Here is a 20,397-nt window from a genome sequence, read left to right as displayed (position 1 = left end):
GAAGTCGGGGAGCGACCACGGAACCGGTGCGGACCACACGCTACGGACCGGTGGGGGCCGCTGTTCGCGAGCTGAGACCCCGACCGGTGGACGGACCCGCGAGCGCGACGGATGGGAATGCGTTCAGCCGTCCGGACCAGCCGAGCCCGTCGTTCGCGCGCAGGGTTCTCAGCGGTCGCCGAGCAGCCCGCTCTCGTGGGCGAAGACGATCGCCCGGGCGCGGTCGCGCAGGCCGAGCTTGTCGAGCACCCGTCCGAGGTGGGTCTTCACCGTCGTCTCGCCCAGGTGCAGGGCGGCGGCGACCTCGGCGTTCGACAGGCCCCGCCCGACCTCGCGCAGCACGTCGGTCTCCCGCGGGGTCAGCCGGGACAGCTCCTCGGCCCGGGCCGACGGGGCGGGGGCCTCGGCGTAGCGGGCGATCACCCGCGGCACGACGGCCGGGTCGAGCTGTCCCCCGCCGGCGGCGATCCGGCGTACCGCGTCGAGCAGCTGCTCCGGCGGGGAGGTCTTGAGCAGGAACCCGGCCACCCGCGCGCGCAGTGCCGCGTCGACGACGGCGTCGTCGTCGAAGGTGGTGAGCACCAGTACCCGGGCGGTCGAGCCGGCCGCGGCGAGCTCCGCGGCGGCGGCGAGCCCGCCCCCGCCGGGCATCCGGACGTCCATCAGCACGACGTCCGGGTCGAGGGCCCGCACCGCCCGGACCGCGGAGGCGGTGTCGTCGGCCTCCCCGACGACGTCGACGTCGGTCTCACCGTCGAGCAGCATCCGCAGGCCCGCGCGGACCAGCGCCTCGTCGTCGCAGAGCACGACCCGGATCACGGTGTCCCCCGTTCCAGCGGGAAGCGGGCGTGCACGGCGAACCCGCCGCCCGGGCGCGGCCCGGCCGCCAGCTCGCCGCCGAACAGCTCGACCCGCTCCCGCATCCCGACCAGCCCGTACCCGGCCCGGTCCGGTCCAGGGGCGCCGGTGCCGTCGTCGTGGACGGAGACGACGAGCGTGCCGTCGGAGTGGTCGACGACGACGTGCGCGGTCGCCGTCCCCGCGTGCCGGACGGTGTTGCTGAGTGCCTCCTGCACGATCCGGTACGCCGACCGGTCCAGGTCGTCGGGCAGGTCCCGCAGCCGCCCGCGGACGTCGACGACGACCGGGGTCCCGGCCGCCCGCACGTCGGCGGCGAGCTCCTCGAGCCGGGCCAGCGACGGCGCGGGCTCGGCCGCACCGGGCGTCTCCTCGCGCAGCAGCCCGACGACGCGGCGCAGCTCGTCGACCGACCGGCGGCCCAGCTGCTCCACCGACTCGAGCGCGGTGCGCTCGGCCGACCCGTCGGGCATCCGCCGGCGCACCACCCCGGCCTGCAGGGTCATCACCGACACGGTGTGGGCGACGGCGTCGTGCAGCTCCCGGGAGATCCGCACCCGTTCCTGGGCGACGGCGGCCTCGGCCAGCGCGTCGCGCTGCGCGGCGAGCTCGGCGGTCATCGCCCGCAGCTGCCCCGACCGCAGCTCCTCGCGCCGCAGCAGCACCCCCATCGCCGTGGCCGCGCCGAGGACGAACGGGTAGAACGCGATCTCCCAGGGCGAGCCGAGCCAGATGCCGACGTAGAGCCCGGCGGATCCGGCGGTGGCGGCGTAGACGCCCAGCGCGACCCGCCCGGTGCACCGGTAGCCGAGGTGGCCCAGCAGCAGCATCAGCGCGATCAGCTGTGCACCGCCCGCGCCGCCACCGAACAGCGGCGGCCACGCGAACGGCACCAGCATCAGCGGCGGCCCGGCGACCGGGACGCGGGCGGCCAGCAGGAACACCGCGGCGACGAACGCGGCCAGCCCCCACGTCGACGGCACCAGCCCCACGCCCTCGGGGTCGCCGCCGGCCTCGGCCAGCACGGCCGCCGCGCACAGCCCGGCCGCGGGCACGGCGAACGCCCACGGCATCGAGGGCTTCGGCAGGCGCACGCCCGCGACGCTAGCGGCGATCCGGGCCCTGCGGATCCTCTCCACGGAGGACCCCGGGGCCGCCCGGGTCCTCTCCGGGGCCCGCCGGGTCGGCCGACCGGGACGATCCGCCGGGGCGGGGTCCGGCGGCATCGTCGTCGCTGCTCAGGGCGCCGCGACCGGCGGGCCCGCCGAGGACGGGGAGTCCACCGATGTCCACCACCACGCCCGCCACCGCCGTTCCGGCCGACGCCGCCGCCGACCGGGCCGCGGCCTCCGTGTGGCCGCTCCGGATCGCGGGCGGCCTGCTCGTGCTCACCCCGCTGCTCGTGGCGGGCGGGTTCGCGACCTCACCGCCGCAGGCGAGCAACTCCGGGTCCGACTACGCCGCCTCGCTCGGCGCGGACCCGGTGGTCACCGGGATCTCCGCGGCCTTCCTGCACTACGGGTGGGTCGCCCTCGTGTTCGGGGCGTTCGCCGCGGTCGCGATGGTGCGGGGTCGCCGGGGCCGGGGCCTGACGACCCTCGGTGCGGCGGCGACGGCGTTCGGCGCGGTGCAGATGTCCGGGCTCCTGCTGAGCGACCACTACCTGGCGTCGATGTCGAACCGGGTCGGACCCGACGTCGCCGGTGCGGTGCTGGAGAGCCTCGACGCGGGCGTCCCGTGGGTGCAGGTCTGGCTGCTCACCGGGAAGGTGTTCGGCCTGCTGGGGCCGGCCGTGCTGATGGCCGGGCTGGCGCGGGCGGGCGTCATCGGCTGGTGGGCGGTGCCGGGCTGGCTCGCGATGTGGTTCCTCGGGCCGATGCTGGGCTCGATGGTCGGCGTCGTCGCGACGGCCGCGCTGACCGTGCTGTGCGGCGCGCCGCTGATGGTGCTCGGCGTGCGGATGATCCGCCGCGGGTCCCCGGACGTCGTCGCGGCGGGCCGGGTGGCCTGACCGCATCCGACGGCGGGCCCGCGCACCGGGGGGTGTGCGGGCCCACCGTCACGTCGGCGGCGTCACGTCGGGACCGTCAGGCCAGGACCACCTGCCCGCCCTCGACCCGCACCGGTCGCGAGGTGAGCGGGGCCTTGGCGGGGCCGTCGAGCGGGGCCCCGTCGGAGACGGCGAACAGGCTGCCGTGGCAGGGGCAGGAGATGCCGGACCGGGAGACCTGGTCGACGAGGCAGCCCTGGTGCGGGCAGGTCGCGTCGAACGCCAGGACGGTGTTCGCGTCCGGGCGGGTCACGACGAGCTTCTGCTCGGCGAAGACCCGGCCGCCGCCGACCGGGACGTCGTCGACGGCGGCGATGCCGGCGGGCGCCGCGGCGGCGCTGCTGCTCGGGGCGGCCGCCGCGGGGGCGGGGGTGGTCGGCGCGGGCGCGGCGGGTGCCGTGTCGCGCGGGGTTCCGTAGGTGGCGCAGCCCGCGGCGCAGCAGGCCACGGCGGCACCGGCGCCGGCGAGGAGCCGGCGGCGCGGGATCGGGGACACGGGGGACCTCCGGGGGACGGTGGGAGCGGTCGGGGGGGGTCAGAACGACAGGCCGTGGCCGGCGAAGAACCACAGCGCCGAGGTCAGCCAGACCCCGGCGAGGACGGCGAGCAGCACCCCGCCCGCGACGGCGAGCAGCCACCCGGGCACGCCGGGGCGGCGCAGGAGCAGCATCTTGGTGACGAACGCGCCGTAGAACAGGCAGCCGAGCGCCGAGTGCAGCAGCGCCGACGTCGTCGCGCCGGACCAGCCGAACGCGTAGAGGCACTGCACGGCGACGGGCACGGTCACCAGCACCGCGGCGCGGCCCGACCAGCGGTGCGCGACCGCGGTGACCGGGTCGGCGTAGCCGCGCATCATCATCCGGCCGGTGACGCCCTGGACGATCGCGAGGACCAGGGCGGCCGAACCGAGCCACGCCTTGGCCGCGGCGCCGCTGGAGAACCCGGCGAGGTTGACCGCGACGCCGGTGCCGACGTGCTGGCGGGCCCAGACGCCGAGCGCGACCGCGACCAGCGACCCGATGACGACGGGGAGGGCGACGACCCGCCACGACAGGCCCTCCGCCGGGAGCGCGACGTCGTGGGCCGCCTCGGCGGCGGGGAGGCGACGGGCGCGTGCCGGGTCGGGTGCCGTCGCGCGGGACCGTCGACGGCCGGGGCCGCGCCGACCGGGCCGGCGGCCGGGGCCGTCGTCGCCGTCGGCCCGGTCGCGGACGGCGGGGCGTGCGGGGCGTTCGCGGTACGCGGCGGCCGGGTCCTCGGCCGGGGCGCCGGCATCGGCCCCGTCGGCCGTCCAGTCGCCCGTCCGGTCGTAGCGGCCGGGTTCGGCGTAGCCGGCGAGCGGTTCGTAGGCGTCGGGGTGGTCGGCCGTGCCGGCCGGCCGGCCGCGGTGGTCGACGTCGTCGGACCAGTGCAGCCGGTCCGCGCCGGCGGGCCGGGAGCGGCCGGGGGTGCTCCCGGACCAGGCCGTGTCGTCGGCGCCCTCAGCCCATCCGGAGGGCGGGAGGTCACCGGCGGCCCGGCGCGGGCGGCCGGGACCCGCGGTCCCGGCGTCCCGCGCCGGGCGGCGCGGCGTGGTGACCCCGTGGGCGCCCGAACCGCCGCCCGGGGGCGGGGTGAGCGGGCCGGTCGGGGTGAACAGGTCCCCCGCGACGGCGTCGCGGCGACGGTCGGCGGTGCCCGCCCACCGGTCCGCGCCGCCGTCGGGGTCGTGGTCGGGCGCCCAGGACGGCTCCGGGACGGCGGCCCAGCCGCCGCTGTGCTCGGGGCCGCGGGGGGTCGGGATGTCCGCGGAGACCGGGGCGAACCCGACCGGGTCGGTGAGCTCGCGGTCCGCGTGCCGCGCGCGGGGGGACATCAGTACCCCCCGCCGTAGCCGCTGCCGCCGGTGGACGGAGCCGGCGCCTCGGCCGGGGCCGGGGCCTCGGCGGGTGCGGGGGCCGGCGTCGCAGCCGGGGCCGGGTCGGACGCGTCGGTCCGGGCCGCGGTGAAGTCCCAGGACCTCCCGTCGGCGCGGGCGGTGCCGGTGGCGACGCCGTCGGCGACGGTGTACTCGACCTCCGCGCCGTCCTTGCCGGTCAGGCGGGTGGTGCCGCCGGGGGTGGCGGTGCCCTTGGTCCAGGACTCGATGCCGCGGTTGTCGCAGACGTAGGCCTTCACGGCGCCGTCGGTGACCCAGATGTCGACGGTGACCTTCCCGTTCGTCGACCGGCCCTTGTAGACGACCTTGCCGGTCGCGGCCGGTGCCGGGGCGGCCGTCGGAGCGGGCGCCGCCGGGAGGGCGAGCGAGCCCGCGGCCTGTTCGACGGCGGCGGGGGCCGCCGCGGGCAGCGGTTCGGGTTCCGCGGTGAGCACGACGTTGGCCGTCGCGGCCCCGGCGGCGACCGCGCCGACGGCGACCATGGTCAGGAGGGGTCCGGAGAGTCGCATGTCAGCCCACCTCGATCCGGACCGAGTCGAACGCGGGCGTCTGGTTGGCCCGCTGCATCATCGGGGTGCGGTGCGACCCGTCCCCCGCCCACGACGAGCACTGCAGCTCGCCGGTCTGCTCGACCCCGGGCACGTCGATCGTGACGCTGTCCGGCCGTGCCCCTCCGCCGCCGTCCTCGGTGGCCTGGAAGAACAGCGGATCGGGCGACGAGTCCGGTGCCTCGCCCGGGTCGGGCAGGATCCGGCAGGCGGTGTGGAAGTGGCCGCGCTGGAGCCCCTGGCCGTTGAGCAGGGACGCCTCGGCGTAGTAGCCGCCCTGGGCCGCGGGGAGGAACCGGTCGCGGACGAGGTTCCGGGTGCTGACGGTCAGGCGGAACGCCTCCCCGAGCCGGACCTTCGTCGGGGCCTGGGTGATGAGCAGCGACGGGCTGCGGTCGGCGTCGGCGACCTCGCCGAACGCGGTGGACACGCAGCGGGGCGCCTTCTGGAAGCCGTCGTGGGCGGTGAGCCGGCTGCCGGAGCAGTCGACGGCGAGGATGTCGAGCGCCGACTGCGCGCCCTTCTTCTCCCCGTCCTTGCCCGCGTCGGGCTTGTCCCCCGCGCCGCCGGAACCCTGGTCGGCGGAGCCGCCGCCGGCCCCGGCCCCGGCGCCGTCACCGGACCCGTCACCGGAGCCCGACGAGCCGGAGCCCGACGAGCCGGAGCCCGTGTGCCCGGAGTGGTCGTGCCCCCCGCCCCCGGACGAACCGCCGCTCCCGGAGGACCCCGCGGACCCGGAGGCGCCGTCGGACGAGCCGGACGAGCCGGTCGAGTCGGACGGCCCGGAGGCGACGTTCGCCGGCCGGTCGCTCCGGTCGGCGGAGGCGGCCCCGGCGGCATAGGCGGCGGGCCCGGCGACGAGCAGGCCCAGGGCGAGCGCGGTGACCGCGATCGTCCTGCTGCGGCTGGTGGTGGATCTCATCGGTATCGGCTCCTCGGGGCGGTGCGGTGCGCTCCGGTGGTGCGGGAGGGCGGCGCTCCGGTGTCGGTGTCCAGGTCGAGGTCGTGGGGGGTGGCGTCGGTGAGGCCGGGCTCGGGATCGGGCCGCGGCCGGACGGGCGGTACGTGCGCCAGCTCGTCCCAGGGGTCGGGCGGGCCGACCGGCAGGGCCCGCCGGGCGCCGTCGCGGGGGTGGCGTGGGGCGGGGACGAGGGCGGCGGCCGGGCCGGGGGCCGGGCGGCCGCGCCGGTGCAGGGTCATGAGCAGCCCGCCCGCGGCGAGCAGCGCGACCCCGACCACCAGCGCCGGCACGACGACGTCGGACGCGGTGCGGGTCCCGGTCGGCACCGGGTCGGGCGGGGCGGGCAGCGCCGCGTAGTCGACCAGCCCGGTCGACTCCAGGTAGCCGATGTGCCGGGTGACGTACGCCGACGCCTCGTTCGCGAACTGCCGCATGAGCTCGTTGCGGGTGCCGACCTTGACGTCGGTGATCACCGGCAGGACCGAGCCGTGCGCGGCGCGCAGGATCTGCACGAACTGGCGGTCGTAGTCGGTCCCGGTGCGGGCGGTCAGGTCGTTCATCCAGCCGATCTGCTGGTCGTTGGGCCTGCTGGGCAGCAGGACCCCGAGCTGTTCGGCGGTGGAGCGGACCAGCTCGTCGAGGTCGTGGTGCTCGACGCCGAGCTTGCGGGCGACCTCGCGGACGGCGGGCGAGGTCGCCTGCTGCTCGCCCTGCTGCCCGGTCGGGGCCTCCCAGAGACCGGCGAGGCGCACCTTCTGCAGCAGGTCGCGGTCGGCGGGGCCGAGCGGACCCCACCGGGTCTGCGTCCACCCCTGCTGCTGGTCGGTGGCGGCCGACGTCGCCACCCAGTACTGGGCGAGCACGACGGCGGCGACCGCGGCCAGTGCGGCGAGCACCGACCAGCGGAGCGGGCCGGGGATCCGGCGGGACATGGGTTCTCCTCCCCTTCTCAGACCTGGGCGAACTGCTCGGTGTGCACCCGGTCGTCCGGGACACCGAGCGCGGTGAGGGTGGCGAGGACGTCGCCGACGAGCTGCGGTCGGCCGCAGACGAAGTAGTCGAGCCGGCGGGCCGGGTCGTCGAGGTCGGTCAGGACGGCGGCGAGCAGCGCGGTGTCGATCGGCCCGGTCGCCCCGGACCAGTCCGCCGACGGGCGGCGCAGCACCTCGGTGACCTGCAGGTCGATCAGCGTGCGCAGGTGCGCGAGCTCGGCCCGGAACAGCAGGTCGGCGCGGTCGCGGGCGTGCACGACCAGCCGGTACGGCCGCCGGTCGCCGCGGTCGGCGGCGGTGCGCAGCATGCTCATCATCGGAGTGATCCCGACGCCGCCCGCGATCAGCACGAGCCCGGTGGACGGCACCGAGTCCGGAGTGAACGAGCCGTACGGTCCGTCCACCCAGACCGGGTCGCCGCGGCGCAGCTCGCGCAGCCGCCCGGCGAAGTCGCCGGTGTGCCGCACGGTGAACTCGACCCGCCCGCGGTCGGACGCCGACGACGCGATGGTGAACGGGTGCTCCTCCACCGACATCCGCTCCAGCCGCAGCCAGGCGAACTGGCCGGGCCGGAACCACGGTCCGGCGTGCCGGCCGGGCCGGGCGAGGACGAGCGTCGACACGGTGGGGCTCTCCGGGCGCACGACGTGCACCCGGAACTCGCCGGTCGCCGCGCGGGCGCCCCAGCGGAGCACCAGCACCGCGACCAGCAGCAGGCCGAGCCCGCCCAGCACGGGCCCCATGACGGCGTCGCCGACCAGGTTGTTCAGCCACAGCACGTGCAGCGACGACGCGCCGACGACGACCGCGGCCAGGCTCAGGTGCAGCCAGCGCCACACCTCGTGCGAGCCGGACCGGACACCGCGCAGCGCGAGCACCAGCAGCACGACGACCGCGATCGTCGCGAGGGTGGCGGCCTGGCCGCGGGCCGGTGCGGCGAGCGGCACGAGCAGCCCGACACGTTCCGGGTGGTCGGCCACCACGCAGGCGAGGTGCAGCGCGACCAGCACCCCGGCGAGCACGCCGAGCCTGCGGTGCAGGCCGAGCAGGGTCTCCAGGCCGAGGGCGCCGGAGAGCCCGCGCACCCGGGACGGCAGCACCGCGACGATCACCATCGCCGACAGCGCGAGCAGCCCGGTCAGCACCGAGAGCTGGTGCAGCAGCGGCTGCGGTCCGGAACGGAGCATCCAGATCAACGACGGGCCGACGAGGACCGTGACCAGCACGGATCCCCACACCGTGCGGGCGCGGCGGTGCGCCAGCCAGGCGTCGGCGGGCGGCGGGGTGTCCCGCCGCAGGGGTGCGGTGACCGGATGCGGAACCGGGCGGGTCACCGGTCGCCGGGCGTGCGCCCGGCCGGTGAGGGTGCCCGCAGCGGGCGGGGGTGGTGGGTGCGCGAGCGGTGGACCGTCACGGACCGGCCTCGGGCCGGTCGCGGGTGCGACGCTACGGTCGGGCGGACGCCGGGGGCGCGTCCGCGCAGGGCGGGGCGGGTCATCGGATCACTCCGGTTCGTGGAACCGGCCGGGTGGGGAGCCCCGGCCACCGCCGCGGCATCCAGGGGGAGCGGGCCGCGGTGCGGTGACACGAACATAGGAACCCCGCCGGGACGGGGTTGCGTTCCTGAGAACGCGCACCGCCGTCCGGTCGCCGGCGTCCGGCGGGCGGGGACCGATCGCTCCGGTCGGAGTACGGACGTACGACCAACCGGCGCGATGACTCTCAGGAACATCACGTTCACCGCGCGCGACCACCGCTGGTCCCGCACAGTCGGCCTCCGGCGGCGCGGGCGGGCACGCCGGCACGGCCGGAGCCCGGACCCCCGGGCGCTCCGGAGACCGGTGGGGCCGCTCCGGACGACCGGGACGATCGGCGGGTGGACGGTCGGGAGCGGCGACCCGGCGGCTGCCGACGACCTCCGGACGCACGACGGCCGCGCCCGCCCACGGGGACGGACGCGGCCGGTGGAGGGGTCAGGCGGAGACGCGCTCCGCGGCGCGGACGCCCTCGGCGAGCTCGCGGGCAAGCGACTCGACCGCGGACGGCCCGCCGGACTCCAGCGCCTGCACGAACGCCGTCCCGACGATGACGCCGTCGGCGTAGGAGGCGACGTCGGCCGCCTGCTCCGCGGTCCGCACACCCAGGCCGACGCACACCGGCAGGGTCGCGACCTCGCGCGCGCGGGCGACCAGGTCACGGGCCTCGACGCCGACCGAGCGGACGCCGGTGACACCCATCAGCGACGCGGCGTAGAGGAAGCCACGGCTGGACTCGACGGTCATCCGCATGCGCTCCGGGGTGGTGGTCTGCGCGACCAGGAAGATCCGGTCCAGGTCGTGCTTCTCCGACGCGGCCAGCCAGTCGTCGCAGTCGTCGGGCAGCAGGTCCGGGGTGATCAGACCGGACCCGCCGGCCTCGGCCAGGTCCGCGGCGAACCGCTCGACGCCATAGCGGTCGATCAGGTTCCAGTAGGTCATGACGACGGCCGGGGCGCCGGCGTCGACGACCCCGCGGACGGCGGTGAACGCGTCGCGGGAGCGGGCGCCGTTGTCCAGCGCCTGCTGGGTGGCGCGCTGGATGACCGGCCCGTCCATCAGCGGGTCGGAGTAGGGCAGCCCGACCTCGACGACGTCGACGCCGCCGGCGACCATGGCCCGCATCGCCTCGACCGAGCCCTCGACGGTCGGGTAGCCGACCGGCAGGTACCCGACCAGCGCGGCACGGCCCTCGGCCCGGACCGCCTCGATCCGCTGCTGCACGCTGCCCATCAGACCGCTCCGTCCGTCACGGCGTTGCCCTCGTCGTCGATCAGCTGGAAGTACTTCGCGGCGGTGTCGACGTCCTTGTCGCCGCGGCCGGACAGGTTGACCAGCACGACCTTGCCCTCGCCCAGGCGCTTCGCCTCGCGCAGCGCACCGGCCAGCGCGTGCGCGCTCTCGATGGCCGGGATGATGCCCTCGGTGCGGCAGAGCAGGCGGAAGGCCTCCATCGCCTCGGCGTCGGTGACCGACTCGTAGCGGGCGCGCTTCAGGTCGTGCAGCCAGGAGTGCTCCGGGCCGACGCCCGGGTAGTCCAGGCCCGCGGAGATGGAGTGCGAGTCGCGGGTCTGGCCGTCCTCGTCCTGGAGGATGAAGCTGCGCGAGCCGTGCAGGACGCCGACGTCGCCGCCGCCGATCGACGACGCGTGCCGCGGGGTGTCGACGCCGTCGCCGCCGGCCTCGAAGCCGACCAGCTCGACGGAGGTGTCGTCGAGGAACGCGTGGAAGATGCCCATCGCGTTGGAGCCGCCGCCGACGCAGGCGCAGACCAGGTCGGGCAGGGCACCGGTGAGGTCCTGGACCTGCTGCCGCGCCTCGACGCCGATGATCCGCTGGAAGTCGCGCACCATCGCCGGGAACGGGTGCGGCCCGGCGACCGAGCCGATGAGGTAGTGCGTGTCGGCCACGTTGGTGACCCAGTCGCGCATGGCCTCGTTCATCGCGTCCTTGAGGGTCCGCGTGCCCGAGGTGACCGGGCGGACCTCCGCGCCGAGCATGCGCATCCGGGCGACGTTGAGCGCCTGGCGCCGGGTGTCGACCTCGCCCATGTAGACGACGCACTCCAGGCCCATCAGGGCGGCGGCCGTGGCCGAGGCGACGCCGTGCTGGCCCGCGCCGGTCTCGGCGATGACCCGGGTCTTGCCCATGCGCTTGGTGAGCAGCGCCTGACCCAGCACATTGTTGATCTTGTGCGAGCCGGTGTGGTTCAGGTCCTCGCGCTTGAGCAGGATGCGCGCGCCACCGGCGTGCGCGGCGAACCGCGGCGCCTCGGTGACCAGGCTCGGGCGGCCCGAGTAGGTGCGGTGCAGCTCGGCGAGCTCGGCCTGGAAGGCCTCGTCGGTCATGGCCGCGTGGTAGGCCTGCTCGAGCTCGTCCAGCGCGGCGACCAGCGCCTCCGGGACGTAGCGGCCGCCGAAGCGGCCGAAGTACGGGCCGGTCTGGTCGACCAGCCGCGCCGTGTCCCCGGCCGGGGGAAGGGCGGTGTCGGTCACGAGTACTCCCTGACGGATCGAGGACCCCGATCTCGGGCCGCCGCCGGGCGGGGATGCGCCGGGAGATCGGGCGGTCACGACGGTACACCGGGCCCACGACGCCGGACGCGGCACCGGGGGCTCTCATATATCAGCGGCCCGGCGCCGCGCGGGCGGGCCTCAGACGTAGCGCGGGCGTCCCGCGACCCAGCCCAGCACCATCTCGGCGACGATCACCGCGCCGAGCAGCACCAGCGACGGCGTCCAGGACCCGGTGAGCCCGTGCAGGATCCCGAACAGGAACGGGCCGGTCGCGCCGATGAGGTAGCCGAAGCCCTGCGCCATCGCCGACAGGTCGGTGGTCTCGGCGGCCTCCCGGGTGCGCAGCGCGATCACGCCGAGCCCCAGCGGGAAGACCGCCATGCCGACGCCGAGCAGGACCGTCCACAGCCAGGGCGCGGCGGCCGGGGCGATCGCGAGCCCGGCGACGGCGGCCAGCGAGCAGCAGGCGAGCCCGACGATCCAGCCCGACTGCGACGCCCGGTTCAGCGCGATCGGCGGGATGACGAAGCTGAGCGGGATGCCGATCAGGTTGATCAGGGCGAGCATCAGCCCGGCGTCGGTACGGGTGACCCCGACCGAGACGAACAGCTCCGAGAGCCACCCCATCGCGACGTAGGCGACGCAGGCCTGGAGCCCGAAGAACGCGGTGACCACCCAGGCCAGCGGGCGGCGCACCATCGGGCGCCGCTCCCCCGCGTCGGCGGCGCGCACGACCGGCTCCGGCTCACCGTGCCGGGCCCCGATCGTCCAGACGACCAGCGCGGCCAGCGACAGCAGCGCCCACGCCCCGACCGCGCCGCGCCAGCCGCCGAGCAGCGGCTCCAGCGGCGGCGTGAACGCGGCGCCGATCCCACCGCCCGCGGCCAGCGCGGCGGTGTAGATGCCGGTGACCCGGCCGACGGCGTGCGGGAAGGACTGCTTCACCACGACCGGGATCAGCACGTTGCCGATCGCGATGCCCGCCGCGGCGACGAAGGTGCCGCCGAGCACGACCCACGGGCCGTCGACGACGCGCAGCACGAGCCCGGCGGTCAGCACCGCCATCGCGAGGCCGATCGCGCGGGCCATGCCGAGCCGGCGGGAGAGCAGCGGCGCGGCGATCGCGGCGAGGCCGAAGCAGATGGTGGGCACCGCGGTGAGCACACTGGTCCAGACCGCGGAGGCGCCGAGGCCGTCACGGACCTCGCCGAGCACCGAGGACATCGAGGTCACGGCCGGGCGGAGGTTCGAGGCGGCGAGTGCCACCCCCACGACGAGCAGCGGGGTCCCGACGAGCGCACCGCGGCGCGACGGCCCGGTCTCCTCGGCCCGTCCGGTAGCGATGGTCTCCTCCGCGCGTGTCTCCTGCTCAGCAATGCTCACGAAACAGTATTGTTACAGACGTAGGATGTTCGGATGGAAGGATGATCCGGTGCCTCTCGTCACAGCGCGCCGCGGTGGCCTGGTCGACCAGGTCATCGACCAGCTCCGTTCCGCCATCACCGGCGGTGAGTGGCCGGTCGGTGCCCGGATACCGCCGGAGTCGGAGCTGGCGTCGTCGTTAGAGGTCGGCCGCAACACCGTCCGCGAGGCCGTCCGCGCCCTCGCCCACGGCGGCCTGCTGGAGGTGCGCCAGGGCGACGGCACCTACGTGCGGGCCACCACCGAGCTGTCCGGGGCGCTGCGCACGCTGTGCGGCCCGGAGCTGCGCGAGGTGCTGGAGGTTCGCCGCACCCTGGAGGTCGAGGCGGCCCGGATGGCGGCCGCCCGGCGGACCGACGCCGACCTGACCGTCCTGCGGGCGGCGCTGGCCGAGCGCGACCGGGCCGTCGCGGCCGTCGCGGCGTACGGCCGTCGCGGGGAGGAGCCGGACACCGCGGACCTGGAGCGTGCGGCCCGTGCGGACACCGACTTCCACGTGGCCGTCGTCCGGTGTGCGGGCAACAGCCTGCTCGTCGAGCTCTACCGGGGCGTGGTGGAGGCGGTCGCGGACAGCGTGAAGACCACGATGCCCGGCACCGCGGGCACCGAGGACGACATCTCCCACACCGGGATCGTCGAGGCCATCGCCGACGGCGACGTGGACCGTGCCGCCCGCGAGGCCGGGGACTTCCTGGACCGGCTCATCGCCGCCCGCCCGGTCACCCCCCAGAGCCCCGCCGGGGCCGGCCCCACCGCCTGACCCGCGACCCCGCACCCGGGCCGCCCGTCGACCGGCGCGTCCCGTCCGCCGCGCCGGGCCGCACGGTGCGGGCGCAGGCCCGGCACGGAGGTCACGGTCCGGTTACCCTCCTTCGCCGGACCCACCCCCCGCCCCCGACCCGATCTCGAGGAGTGCTCCGGCGTGCTGAAGGGCTTCAAGGAATTCCTGCTGCGTGGCAACGTGATCGACCTGGCGGTCGCCGTCGTCATCGGTGCGGCGTTCACGGCCGTGGTCACCGCCTTCACGAAGGCGTTCCTGGAGCCGCTGCTCCGGCTGTTCTCCGGCGGGGAGAACGCCGTGCCCCCGGGCACGATCCCGCTGACCGACGAGGTGCAGCTCGACTACGCGAGCTTCCTCAACGCCGTCATCACCTTCCTGATCACCGCCGCGGTCATCTACTTCCTGGTCGTCTTCCCGATGAAGTGGCTCCAGGAGCGCCGCAAGCGCGACTCCGAGGACCCGGCCCTGGAGACCGACCTCGACCTGCTGAAGGAGATCCGCGACCTGCTCCGCGACCAGGCCGAGCGGGACCGCGAGCGGGCCCTCGCCCCGGCACCCCGCGCCGTCGGACAGCCGCCGGTGCCGGCGCCGCCGATGCCGCCCGGCCCGCCGCCGGGCCGTCCGGTGCCGCCGCCGCACGCGTCGCAGCCGCCGCAGCCCGGCCCGGTCGACGACGGCTTCCCCGAGCCCTACCCGGACACCCCGCGCCGGTCCCGGCACCGCGGCTGAGCCCCGCTCACTCCGGGTCGTTGCCCGACGGCCCGCCTACCCGGTACGGCGTGGTCACGCCCTCGTACATGAGGTGCGCCATCAGCCCCTCCGACGGGTGCGTCAGGTTGTGGCAGTGGTCCATCCACACCCCGGGGTTGTCGGCGACGAAGGCGATCTCGTAGCTGTCGCCGTCCGCGACGTCGAGCGAGTCGATCCACCAGGGACTGCCCGTCGCGGGCACCCCGTTGCGGGACAGCACGACGGCGTGGTGCCCGTGCAGGTGCATGGGGTGCACCTCGCCGCTGCCGTTGGCGATCCGCATCCGCACCACGTCGCCGCGGGCGACCATGAACATCGGCACGTCCGGCCACATGTGCCCGTTGACCGTCCACCACAGACCGGGCACGCCGTCGACGAAGCCGGGGCGGCGGCCGATGTCGTAGTCGAAGCGGCGGTCCGCGGCGGCCGGGTCGAACCCGAGCGGCGCGGGCATGCCGTAGACCAGCGGGTCGAGCACGCGGTCCGGGCGCGGTGCCGCCGCCGGGCCGGGGCCGTCGCCGAGGACGACCGCGGCGTTGCCGCCGATCTCCACCCGGGCCCCGCCGGGCGGCACGGTCACCTCCAGGTCCAGCCGCCCGCCCGCGGTGAGCAGCACCGACTCCCCCGTCACCGGGGGCGGGTCGTGCACCTCGGCCCCGTCGATCGCGACGAGGCGGTACGGCGCCCCGGTCACCCACGCCGAGGTCGGGCCGTTGTCGGTGTTGACCATCCGGACCCGGACCCGGGTGCCGGGCGCGGCGGGGACGGGCAGCACGGCGCGGCGGCCGTCGAGCAGGCGTGCGCCCTCGTAGACGTGGGCAGCGGCGACCACGTCCGGGCCGGTGGGGCCGTCGCGCGGCTCGACGACCAGCACCCCGTACAGGCCGCGCTGCACCTGGGTGTTCGCGACCTGGTGCGAGTGGTACCAGTAGGTCCCCGCGTCGCGGGCGACGAAGCGGTAGACGAACTCGCCACCCGGCCCGACGGCGTCCTGGGTGACGCCGGCGGTGCCGTCGTCGCCGTTCGGGACGTCGACGCCGTGCCAGTGCAGCGTGATGCCGTCCGGCACGTCGGCGTTGACCAGCCGCACCTGCAGCACGTCGCCCTGCCGGATCCGGATCAGCGGGCCGGGCGACGTCCCGTTGAGGGTGTAGCCGTCGAGGGTGCGGCCCGAGGGCAGCGGGATCGCCTGCCTGCGGGCGGTGAGCGTCAGCGACACGGCGGGGGCGGCCGTCGAGGTCTCGCGCAGGGTGTCGACGCCCGCCCCGTGGTGGTCGTGCATCTCCGGGACCGGGGCACCGCCGCCGGTGTCGACGTAGCCCATGTCGGTCACCGCGTACGGGGCCGGCAGCAGGCTCCCCCACCACAGCCAGCCGATCGGGGCCAGCAGGGCGAGCGTCGCGAGCACCGCCACCACCACCCGGCGACGCCCGGGCCGCGGCGGTGCGGGCGGGCCGTCCGGCGGTCCGGGCGGCAGCTCCACCAGCGGACCGAGCGGCGCTCCGGGCTCCGGCGGTGCCGTGGAGGCGGAGCCGGGCCCCGGCGGCGCCGTGCCGACGGGCTGCCGCGGAGCCGGTACACCCACGCCGGCCCCCGGACGCGAGTCCGGGGGCCGCGGTGCGGGGTCGGCGGTGATGGCGGAGCTCCCGGGCTCAGGCGACCCGCTCGCCGGCCGTCGCGGCGGCACCGGACCGCGCACCGGCCCGGTACCCCGCCACGACCGCGCCGGCGAACAGCGCGAGCGCGCAGAGCCCGTGCAGAGCCCCGAGCCCGGTCACCGAGTGCCCGAGGATGCCGAGCAGCACCTGCAGCGCGACCAGCCCGACGACGATCCCCGCCCATCGCACCCCACCCGGGACGCGCGCGAAGAACGCGACGACCAGCAGTGCCAGCGCCAGCACCGGGACGACGATCTGCCCGTTGATGCCGTGCAGCGCGAACCCGCCGACCCCGGTGAAGTCGGTCGTCTCGCTCTCCATCCCGGCCTTGTCGAGGACCCCGCCGCCCTCGATCCAGGTGGACAGACCGAACACGGCGTAGGCGATCGCGGCGGCCTGGATCAGGACCTCCAGCGCGACGAGATAGGCGATCACTCGGTAGGCGGTACGCACGGCGACCTCCGGCTCCTGCGACGAGCGGACGCCGGACAGTGAACGCCACGTGAGCGGGGTCACACATGCTCAATCCAGATGAAACACTCCACCCTTTCGACTCGACACGGCACGAACCCCCCACCAGGCTGTGCCGGTCGCGGGCGGCACGGGCCGCCGCGGAGGGGAGCGCACCACGATGGCGGACGTCACGACGTCGACGGCGGAGGACGGGCCCGCACTGAAGCGGGTCATGGGGCCCAAGCTCCTGCTGCTGTTCATCATCGGCGACATCCTGGGCACGGGCATCTACGCCCTGGTCGGCCAGGTCGCCGAGGAGGTCGGCGGGGCGGCGTGGGTGCCGTTCCTGGTCGCCTTCGCCATCGCCATGATCACCGCGTTCTCCTACCTGGAGCTCGTCACCAAGTACCCGCAGGCGGCGGGCGCGGCGCTCTACACGCACAAGGCGTTCGGCATCCACTTCCTGACGTTCATGGTCACCTTCGTGGTGATGAGCTCGGGGATCACCTCGGCGTCGACGGCGTCGCGGGCGTTCGCGGCGAACCTGAACGAGGGCTTCGGGCTGGACCTGGGCAACGGCGGGATCGTCCTGATCGCGCTCGGCTTCATGCTGCTGGTCGCGGTGGTGAACTTCCGCGGCGTCGGCGAGAGCGTGAAGCTCAACGTGGTGCTCACCCTGGTCGAGCTGTCCGGGCTGCTGCTGGTGATCCTGATCGGGATCTACGCCATCGCCGGCGGCGACGCCGACTGGTCGCGCGTCGTCGCCTTCGACACCCCCGAGGACAAGGGAGTGTTCCTCGCGGTCACCTCGGCGACCTCGCTGGCGTTCTTCGCGATGGTCGGCTTCGAGGACTCGGTGAACATGGCCGAGGAGTGCCACGAGCCGCGCCGCATCTTCCCCAAGATCATGATCACCGGCCTGACCGTCACCGGGGTCATCTACGTGCTCGTCGCCATCTGCTCGGTGGCGCTGGTCCCGGTCGGCCCGCTGGCCGGGAGCGAGACACCGCTGGTCGAGGTCGTCCGCGCCGGCGCCCCCGGGATCCCGGCCGACGTCGTGCTGCCGTTCATCTCGATGTTCGCCGTCGCCAACTCGGCGCTGATCAACATGCTGATGGCCTCGCGGCTGCTCTACGGCATGGCCAACCAGGCCGTGCTGCCCAAGCCGCTGGCCCGGGTGCACCCGTTCCGCCGCACCCCGTGGGTGGCGATCATCTTCACGACGCTGATCTCGTTCGCGCTGATCAGCTACGTGTCGCTGGACTCTGACTCCGACGTCGTCTCCGCGCTCGGCGGCACCACGTCGCTGCTGCTGCTCGCGGTCTTCACCATCGTCAACATCGCGGTGCTGGTGCTGCGCCGCGACCGGATCGCCGAGGACCACTTCCGGGCCCCGCCCGGGCTGCCGGTCGTCGGCGCCGTCGCCAGCCTGTACCTGGTCCTGCCGTTCTCCGGGCGGGACACGATCCAGTACGAGCTGGCCGGGCTGCTGCTCCTACTCGGCCTGGTGCTCTACGCGATCACCCTGCTGCTCAACCGCAGGCTCGGGGTGAAGAACGCGGCGCTGGACCCGTCGAAGCTGGACGGCTGACGAGGGGTCCCGTTCGTCCCGGGGTGTCCGGCGGCGCGGTGTCCGTACCCGGGAATCCGGAGGTCACCGGGGCCCGCCGGTGCCACCATCGACGGGCATGAGCAGCGACATCGTCCTCGTGAGCATGCCCGCCGCCGGGCACGTCCTGCCGACGCTGCCCCTGGTCGCCGAGCTCGTCCGGCGCGGCCACCGGGTCCGCTACGCGACCGGCGCGACGATGGTCGATGCGGTCCGCGCGGCCGGCGCGGAGCCGCTGGAGGTCCCGTTCGTGCTCCCCGGACCGCCGGGGCCGGACGGGAACCACCTCGGCTTCTTCGCGGGTTCGCTGGAGGCCGTGCACCCGGTCCTGACCGCCGCGATCGGGCGGGACCGGCCGGACGTCGTCTGCGGGGACGCGCTGATCCCGGTCGGCTCGCTCGCCGCGCAGGCCTGTGACCTGCCGTTCGTCTGTCTGCGGCCGTCGATGGCGAGCAACGCGCACTTCTCGATGCGCGACCTGGTGCCGCCCGACGACCCGACGAACCGTGCCATGATGGCGGCCTTCGCCGCCAACCACGAGCGGATGGCCGCCTTCGCCCGCTCCCACGGGCTGGAGCCCGTCCCGTTCGGCTCGCCGGCGGAGCTGTCGCTGGTGTTCGTGCCCCGGGAGTTCCAGATCGCCGGGGACACCTTCGACGAGTCGTTCGTCTTCTGCGGTCCCTGTCTGGGCGAGCGCGCCCACCAGCGGTGGGACGGACCCGAGCTCGCCGACCCGCTGCTGCTGGTGTCGCTGGGCACCGCGTTCAACGACCGGGCCGAGTTCTTCCGGACCTGCGCCGAGGCCTTCGACGACGGCGCCTGGCAGGTCGTCATGGCCGTCGGCGAGCGGATCGACCCGGCCGCGCTGGGGCCGCTCCCGCGCTCGGTCGTCGTACGCCCGCACGTGCCGCAGATCGCGCTGCTCCGCCGGGCCCGGGCCTTCGTCACGCACAACGGCATGGGGTCGACGCTGGAGGCGCTGCTGTTCGGGGTCCCGCAGGTCGGGGTGCCGCAGATGGTCGAGCAGTGGGTCAACGCGGGCCGGGTGCAGGAGCTCGGCCTGGGCCGCCGCCTCGACGACCGCACCCCCGACGCCGCGACGCTGCGCCGCGCCGTCGACGAGGTGGCGGGCGACCCGGCCATCCGGTCCGCCGCCGCGGCCCTCGGCGCGCGGATGCGCGAGGTCGACGGCCCCGCCCTCGGCGCCGACGCCCTGGAACGGTTCACCGGGCGCTGAGCCCGGATCAGGGCCGCAGGACGATCTTCCCGACCTGGGCGTTGGACTCCAGGTGCTCGTGCGCGGCGACGACCTGGTCGAGGCCGTCGAACACCCGGTCCACCTGCGGGGCGAAGTCCCCGCCGCGCATCCCCGCGGCGACGAACGCGGCCGCCCGGCGCAGGCGTTCGGCGTCGCGGGTCATCGCGAACAGGGTGAACGAGCGGACGACGAGGTCGGGCAGCGTCGCCGTCGGGAAGATCGTCGGTTCGCCCGAGAGCCTGCCGTGGATGACGATCGTGCCGTCCGGGCGGACCGCGTCGGCCATCGTCTCGACGGCGGGTCCGGCGACGGCGTCGAACACGACGTCCAGGCCCCGCCCGCCGGTGATCTCCCGGCAGCGCGCGACGAGGTCCTCCTCCCCGGTGGCGACGACGTGTGCGGCGCCGGCGTCGAGCAGCGCCTGCGCCTTGGCGCGGCTGCGGCTGGTGGCGATCGGGACGGCGCCGATCCGGTTCGCGGTCGCGATCGCCGCCAGCCCCACGCTCGACGACGCCGCCGTGACCAGCACGTGGTCGCCCGGCTGCAGGACGCGCGGTTCGAGCAACCCGGCGTAGGCGACGAGGAACGGCATCCAGGTCGCGGCCCCGGTCACCGCGTCCACCGGCCGCGGGACCAGGGCCCGGGCCGGGACGAGGGCGTGGTCGCCGTAGACGGTGTGGTCGTTCATCGAGAACGCCGGGACGATGCTCACCGGGTCCCCCGCCGACCAGCGGTCCACGCCCGCGCCGACGGCGGCGACGGTGCCCGCGGCCTCGTAGCCCAGACCGGCCGGGAGCCGGGTCGGCTCGATGTACTCACCGCGCCGGAACATCGACTCGGCCCGGTTCAGCCCGATCGCCTCGACGGCGACGACGGCCTCCCCCGGCCCCGGCTGCGGCACGGGCTCCTCGACGACCGTGAGCACCTCGGGCCCGCCGAGCTCGGTGAAGCGAACGACCCTGTTCATGCCCTCCACCCTGCCGGTCGGCCCGGCCCGTGCACCCCGTCCGACCGGAGGGGCCGGACCGGCCGTGATCCACGATCGGGCACCGTTCGCGTCGCCCGGCGACCCGTCCGGTGCCCGATCC

At 75.7% G+C, this 20,397-nt stretch carries 18 protein-coding genes and 1 pseudogene; 5 read left to right on the top strand and 14 right to left on the bottom strand.

Annotated elements, in window-relative coordinates:
• Window positions 1-168 precede the first annotated feature (168 nt).
• Both KPL57_RS34035 and KPL57_RS34030 read right to left on the bottom strand, forming a co-directional pair.
• Window positions 169-819 carry a response regulator transcription factor gene (locus KPL57_RS34035; RefSeq protein WP_226354691.1) on the bottom strand — a complete coding sequence of 217 codons (651 nt, stop codon included), beginning with the start codon at window positions 817-819 and terminating at the stop codon, window positions 169-171.
• The gene (locus KPL57_RS34030) at window positions 816-1,952 is read right to left on the bottom strand and encodes a sensor histidine kinase (protein ID WP_226354690.1); all 1,137 of its coding nucleotides are present in this window, start codon (window positions 1,950-1,952) and stop codon (window positions 816-818) included. The genes KPL57_RS34035 and KPL57_RS34030 overlap by 4 nt, the downstream gene beginning before the upstream one ends.
• Before the next feature lie 191 nt (window positions 1,953-2,143).
• On the opposite strand from KPL57_RS34030, the gene KPL57_RS34025 reads away from it, so the two are divergent.
• Complete coding sequence (locus tag KPL57_RS34025; protein ID WP_226354689.1) at window positions 2,144-2,869, top strand: hypothetical protein; 726 nt, start codon at window positions 2,144-2,146, stop codon at window positions 2,867-2,869.
• 76 nt (window positions 2,870-2,945) lie between these two features.
• Here the strand turns inward: KPL57_RS34025 and KPL57_RS70535 are convergent, their stop codons facing one another.
• The 9 genes from KPL57_RS70535 to KPL57_RS33980 all read right to left on the bottom strand — a co-directional run bounded on the left by KPL57_RS70535 (window position 2,946) and on the right by KPL57_RS33980 (window position 12,761).
• On the bottom strand, window positions 2,946-3,404 hold the full coding sequence (locus KPL57_RS70535) for a Rieske (2Fe-2S) protein (RefSeq protein ID WP_226354688.1): 459 nt from the start codon (window positions 3,402-3,404) through the stop codon (window positions 2,946-2,948).
• Between the two features lie 39 nt (window positions 3,405-3,443).
• Window positions 3,444-4,763 carry a DUF6529 family protein gene (locus KPL57_RS34015; protein WP_226354687.1) on the bottom strand — a complete coding sequence of 440 codons (1,320 nt, stop codon included), beginning with the start codon at window positions 4,761-4,763 and terminating at the stop codon, window positions 3,444-3,446.
• The gene (locus tag KPL57_RS34010; RefSeq protein WP_226354686.1) at window positions 4,763-5,335 is read right to left on the bottom strand and encodes a hypothetical protein; all 573 of its coding nucleotides are present in this window, start codon (window positions 5,333-5,335) and stop codon (window positions 4,763-4,765) included. The genes KPL57_RS34015 and KPL57_RS34010 overlap by 1 nt, the downstream gene beginning before the upstream one ends.
• Before the next feature lies 1 nt (window position 5,336).
• Complete coding sequence (locus KPL57_RS34005) at window positions 5,337-6,296, bottom strand: hypothetical protein (RefSeq protein WP_226354685.1); 960 nt, start codon at window positions 6,294-6,296, stop codon at window positions 5,337-5,339.
• Window positions 6,293-7,267, bottom strand: coding sequence for a DUF4142 domain-containing protein (locus KPL57_RS34000; RefSeq protein WP_226354684.1), 975 nt, complete (start codon window positions 7,265-7,267; stop codon window positions 6,293-6,295). Before KPL57_RS34000 ends, KPL57_RS34005 begins: the two co-directional genes overlap by 4 nt.
• A gap of 17 nt (window positions 7,268-7,284) precedes the next feature.
• Window positions 7,285-8,661 (bottom strand): ferric reductase-like transmembrane domain-containing protein, encoded by a 1,377-nt coding sequence (locus tag KPL57_RS33995; protein WP_083658629.1) that lies wholly within the window; start codon window positions 8,659-8,661, stop codon window positions 7,285-7,287.
• A 639-nt stretch (window positions 8,662-9,300) separates the two neighbouring features.
• Complete coding sequence (trpA, locus tag KPL57_RS33990) at window positions 9,301-10,095, bottom strand: tryptophan synthase subunit alpha (RefSeq protein WP_226354683.1); 795 nt, start codon at window positions 10,093-10,095, stop codon at window positions 9,301-9,303.
• Window positions 10,095-11,357 carry a tryptophan synthase subunit beta gene (gene trpB, locus KPL57_RS33985; protein ID WP_226354682.1) on the bottom strand — a complete coding sequence of 421 codons (1,263 nt, stop codon included), beginning with the start codon at window positions 11,355-11,357 and terminating at the stop codon, window positions 10,095-10,097. Before trpB ends, trpA begins: the two co-directional genes overlap by 1 nt.
• Before the next feature lie 159 nt (window positions 11,358-11,516).
• On the bottom strand, window positions 11,517-12,761 hold the full coding sequence (locus KPL57_RS33980) for an MFS transporter (protein WP_308253066.1): 1,245 nt from the start codon (window positions 12,759-12,761) through the stop codon (window positions 11,517-11,519).
• A 49-nt stretch (window positions 12,762-12,810) separates the two neighbouring features.
• On the opposite strand from KPL57_RS33980, the gene KPL57_RS33975 reads away from it, so the two are divergent.
• Entirely contained in the window at window positions 12,811-13,560 is a 750-nt protein-coding gene (locus tag KPL57_RS33975) for a FadR/GntR family transcriptional regulator (protein ID WP_226354681.1), read from the top strand.
• 162 nt (window positions 13,561-13,722) lie between these two features.
• Window positions 13,723-14,100: pseudogene (gene mscL / locus KPL57_RS72890) on the top strand (large conductance mechanosensitive channel protein MscL); the annotation flags it as partial.
• A 217-nt stretch (window positions 14,101-14,317) separates the two neighbouring features.
• On the opposite strand, the gene KPL57_RS33965 reads toward mscL, so the two are convergent.
• Together KPL57_RS33965 and KPL57_RS33960 are read right to left on the bottom strand one after the other, a co-directional pair.
• Window positions 14,318-15,814 carry a multicopper oxidase family protein gene (locus KPL57_RS33965; protein WP_226354680.1) on the bottom strand — a complete coding sequence of 499 codons (1,497 nt, stop codon included), beginning with the start codon at window positions 15,812-15,814 and terminating at the stop codon, window positions 14,318-14,320.
• Between the two features lie 169 nt (window positions 15,815-15,983).
• Window positions 15,984-16,505, bottom strand: coding sequence for a DUF6220 domain-containing protein (locus KPL57_RS33960; protein WP_226354679.1), 522 nt, complete (start codon window positions 16,503-16,505; stop codon window positions 15,984-15,986).
• A 115-nt stretch (window positions 16,506-16,620) separates the two neighbouring features.
• On the opposite strand from KPL57_RS33960, the gene KPL57_RS33955 reads away from it, so the two are divergent.
• Window positions 16,621-18,033 carry an APC family permease gene (locus KPL57_RS33955; protein WP_226354678.1) on the top strand — a complete coding sequence of 471 codons (1,413 nt, stop codon included), beginning with the start codon at window positions 16,621-16,623 and terminating at the stop codon, window positions 18,031-18,033.
• 97 nt (window positions 18,034-18,130) lie between these two features.
• Window positions 18,131-19,288, top strand: coding sequence for a macrolide family glycosyltransferase (locus tag KPL57_RS33950; protein ID WP_226354677.1), 1,158 nt, complete (start codon window positions 18,131-18,133; stop codon window positions 19,286-19,288).
• 7 nt (window positions 19,289-19,295) lie between these two features.
• Here KPL57_RS33950 and KPL57_RS33945 read toward each other — a convergent pair whose 3' ends face one another.
• Window positions 19,296-20,276 (bottom strand): zinc-dependent alcohol dehydrogenase family protein, encoded by a 981-nt coding sequence (locus KPL57_RS33945; protein WP_073575685.1) that lies wholly within the window; start codon window positions 20,274-20,276, stop codon window positions 19,296-19,298.
• Between the last annotated feature and the right edge of the window lie 121 nt (window positions 20,277-20,397).

It is taken from the genome of Pseudonocardia sp. ICBG601 (genome assembly GCF_020496245.1).
This window is presented reverse-complemented; position numbering and strand designations above follow the sequence as displayed.

What these genes read in the sequence shown, in the direction of transcription:
- KPL57_RS34025 (WP_226354689.1), top strand. Translation starts at nt 2,144, where the DNA reads ATGTCCACCACCACGCCCGCCACCGCCGTTCCGGCCGACGCCGCCGCC.
- KPL57_RS34015 (WP_226354687.1), bottom strand. Translation starts at nt 4,763, where the DNA reads ATGTCCCCCCGCGCGCGGCACGCGGACCGCGAGCTCACCGACCCGGTC.
- KPL57_RS34010 (WP_226354686.1), bottom strand. Translation starts at nt 5,335, where the DNA reads ATGCGACTCTCCGGACCCCTCCTGACCATGGTCGCCGTCGGCGCGGTC.
- KPL57_RS34005 (WP_226354685.1), bottom strand. Translation starts at nt 6,296, where the DNA reads ATGAGATCCACCACCAGCCGCAGCAGGACGATCGCGGTCACCGCGCTC.
- KPL57_RS34000 (WP_226354684.1), bottom strand. Translation starts at nt 7,267, where the DNA reads ATGTCCCGCCGGATCCCCGGCCCGCTCCGCTGGTCGGTGCTCGCCGCA.
- trpA (WP_226354683.1), bottom strand. Translation starts at nt 10,095, where the DNA reads ATGGGCAGCGTGCAGCAGCGGATCGAGGCGGTCCGGGCCGAGGGCCGT.
- KPL57_RS33955 (WP_226354678.1), top strand. Translation starts at nt 16,621, where the DNA reads ATGGCGGACGTCACGACGTCGACGGCGGAGGACGGGCCCGCACTGAAG.
- KPL57_RS33950 (WP_226354677.1), top strand. Translation starts at nt 18,131, where the DNA reads ATGAGCAGCGACATCGTCCTCGTGAGCATGCCCGCCGCCGGGCACGTC.
- KPL57_RS33945 (WP_073575685.1), bottom strand. Translation starts at nt 20,276, where the DNA reads ATGAACAGGGTCGTTCGCTTCACCGAGCTCGGCGGGCCCGAGGTGCTC.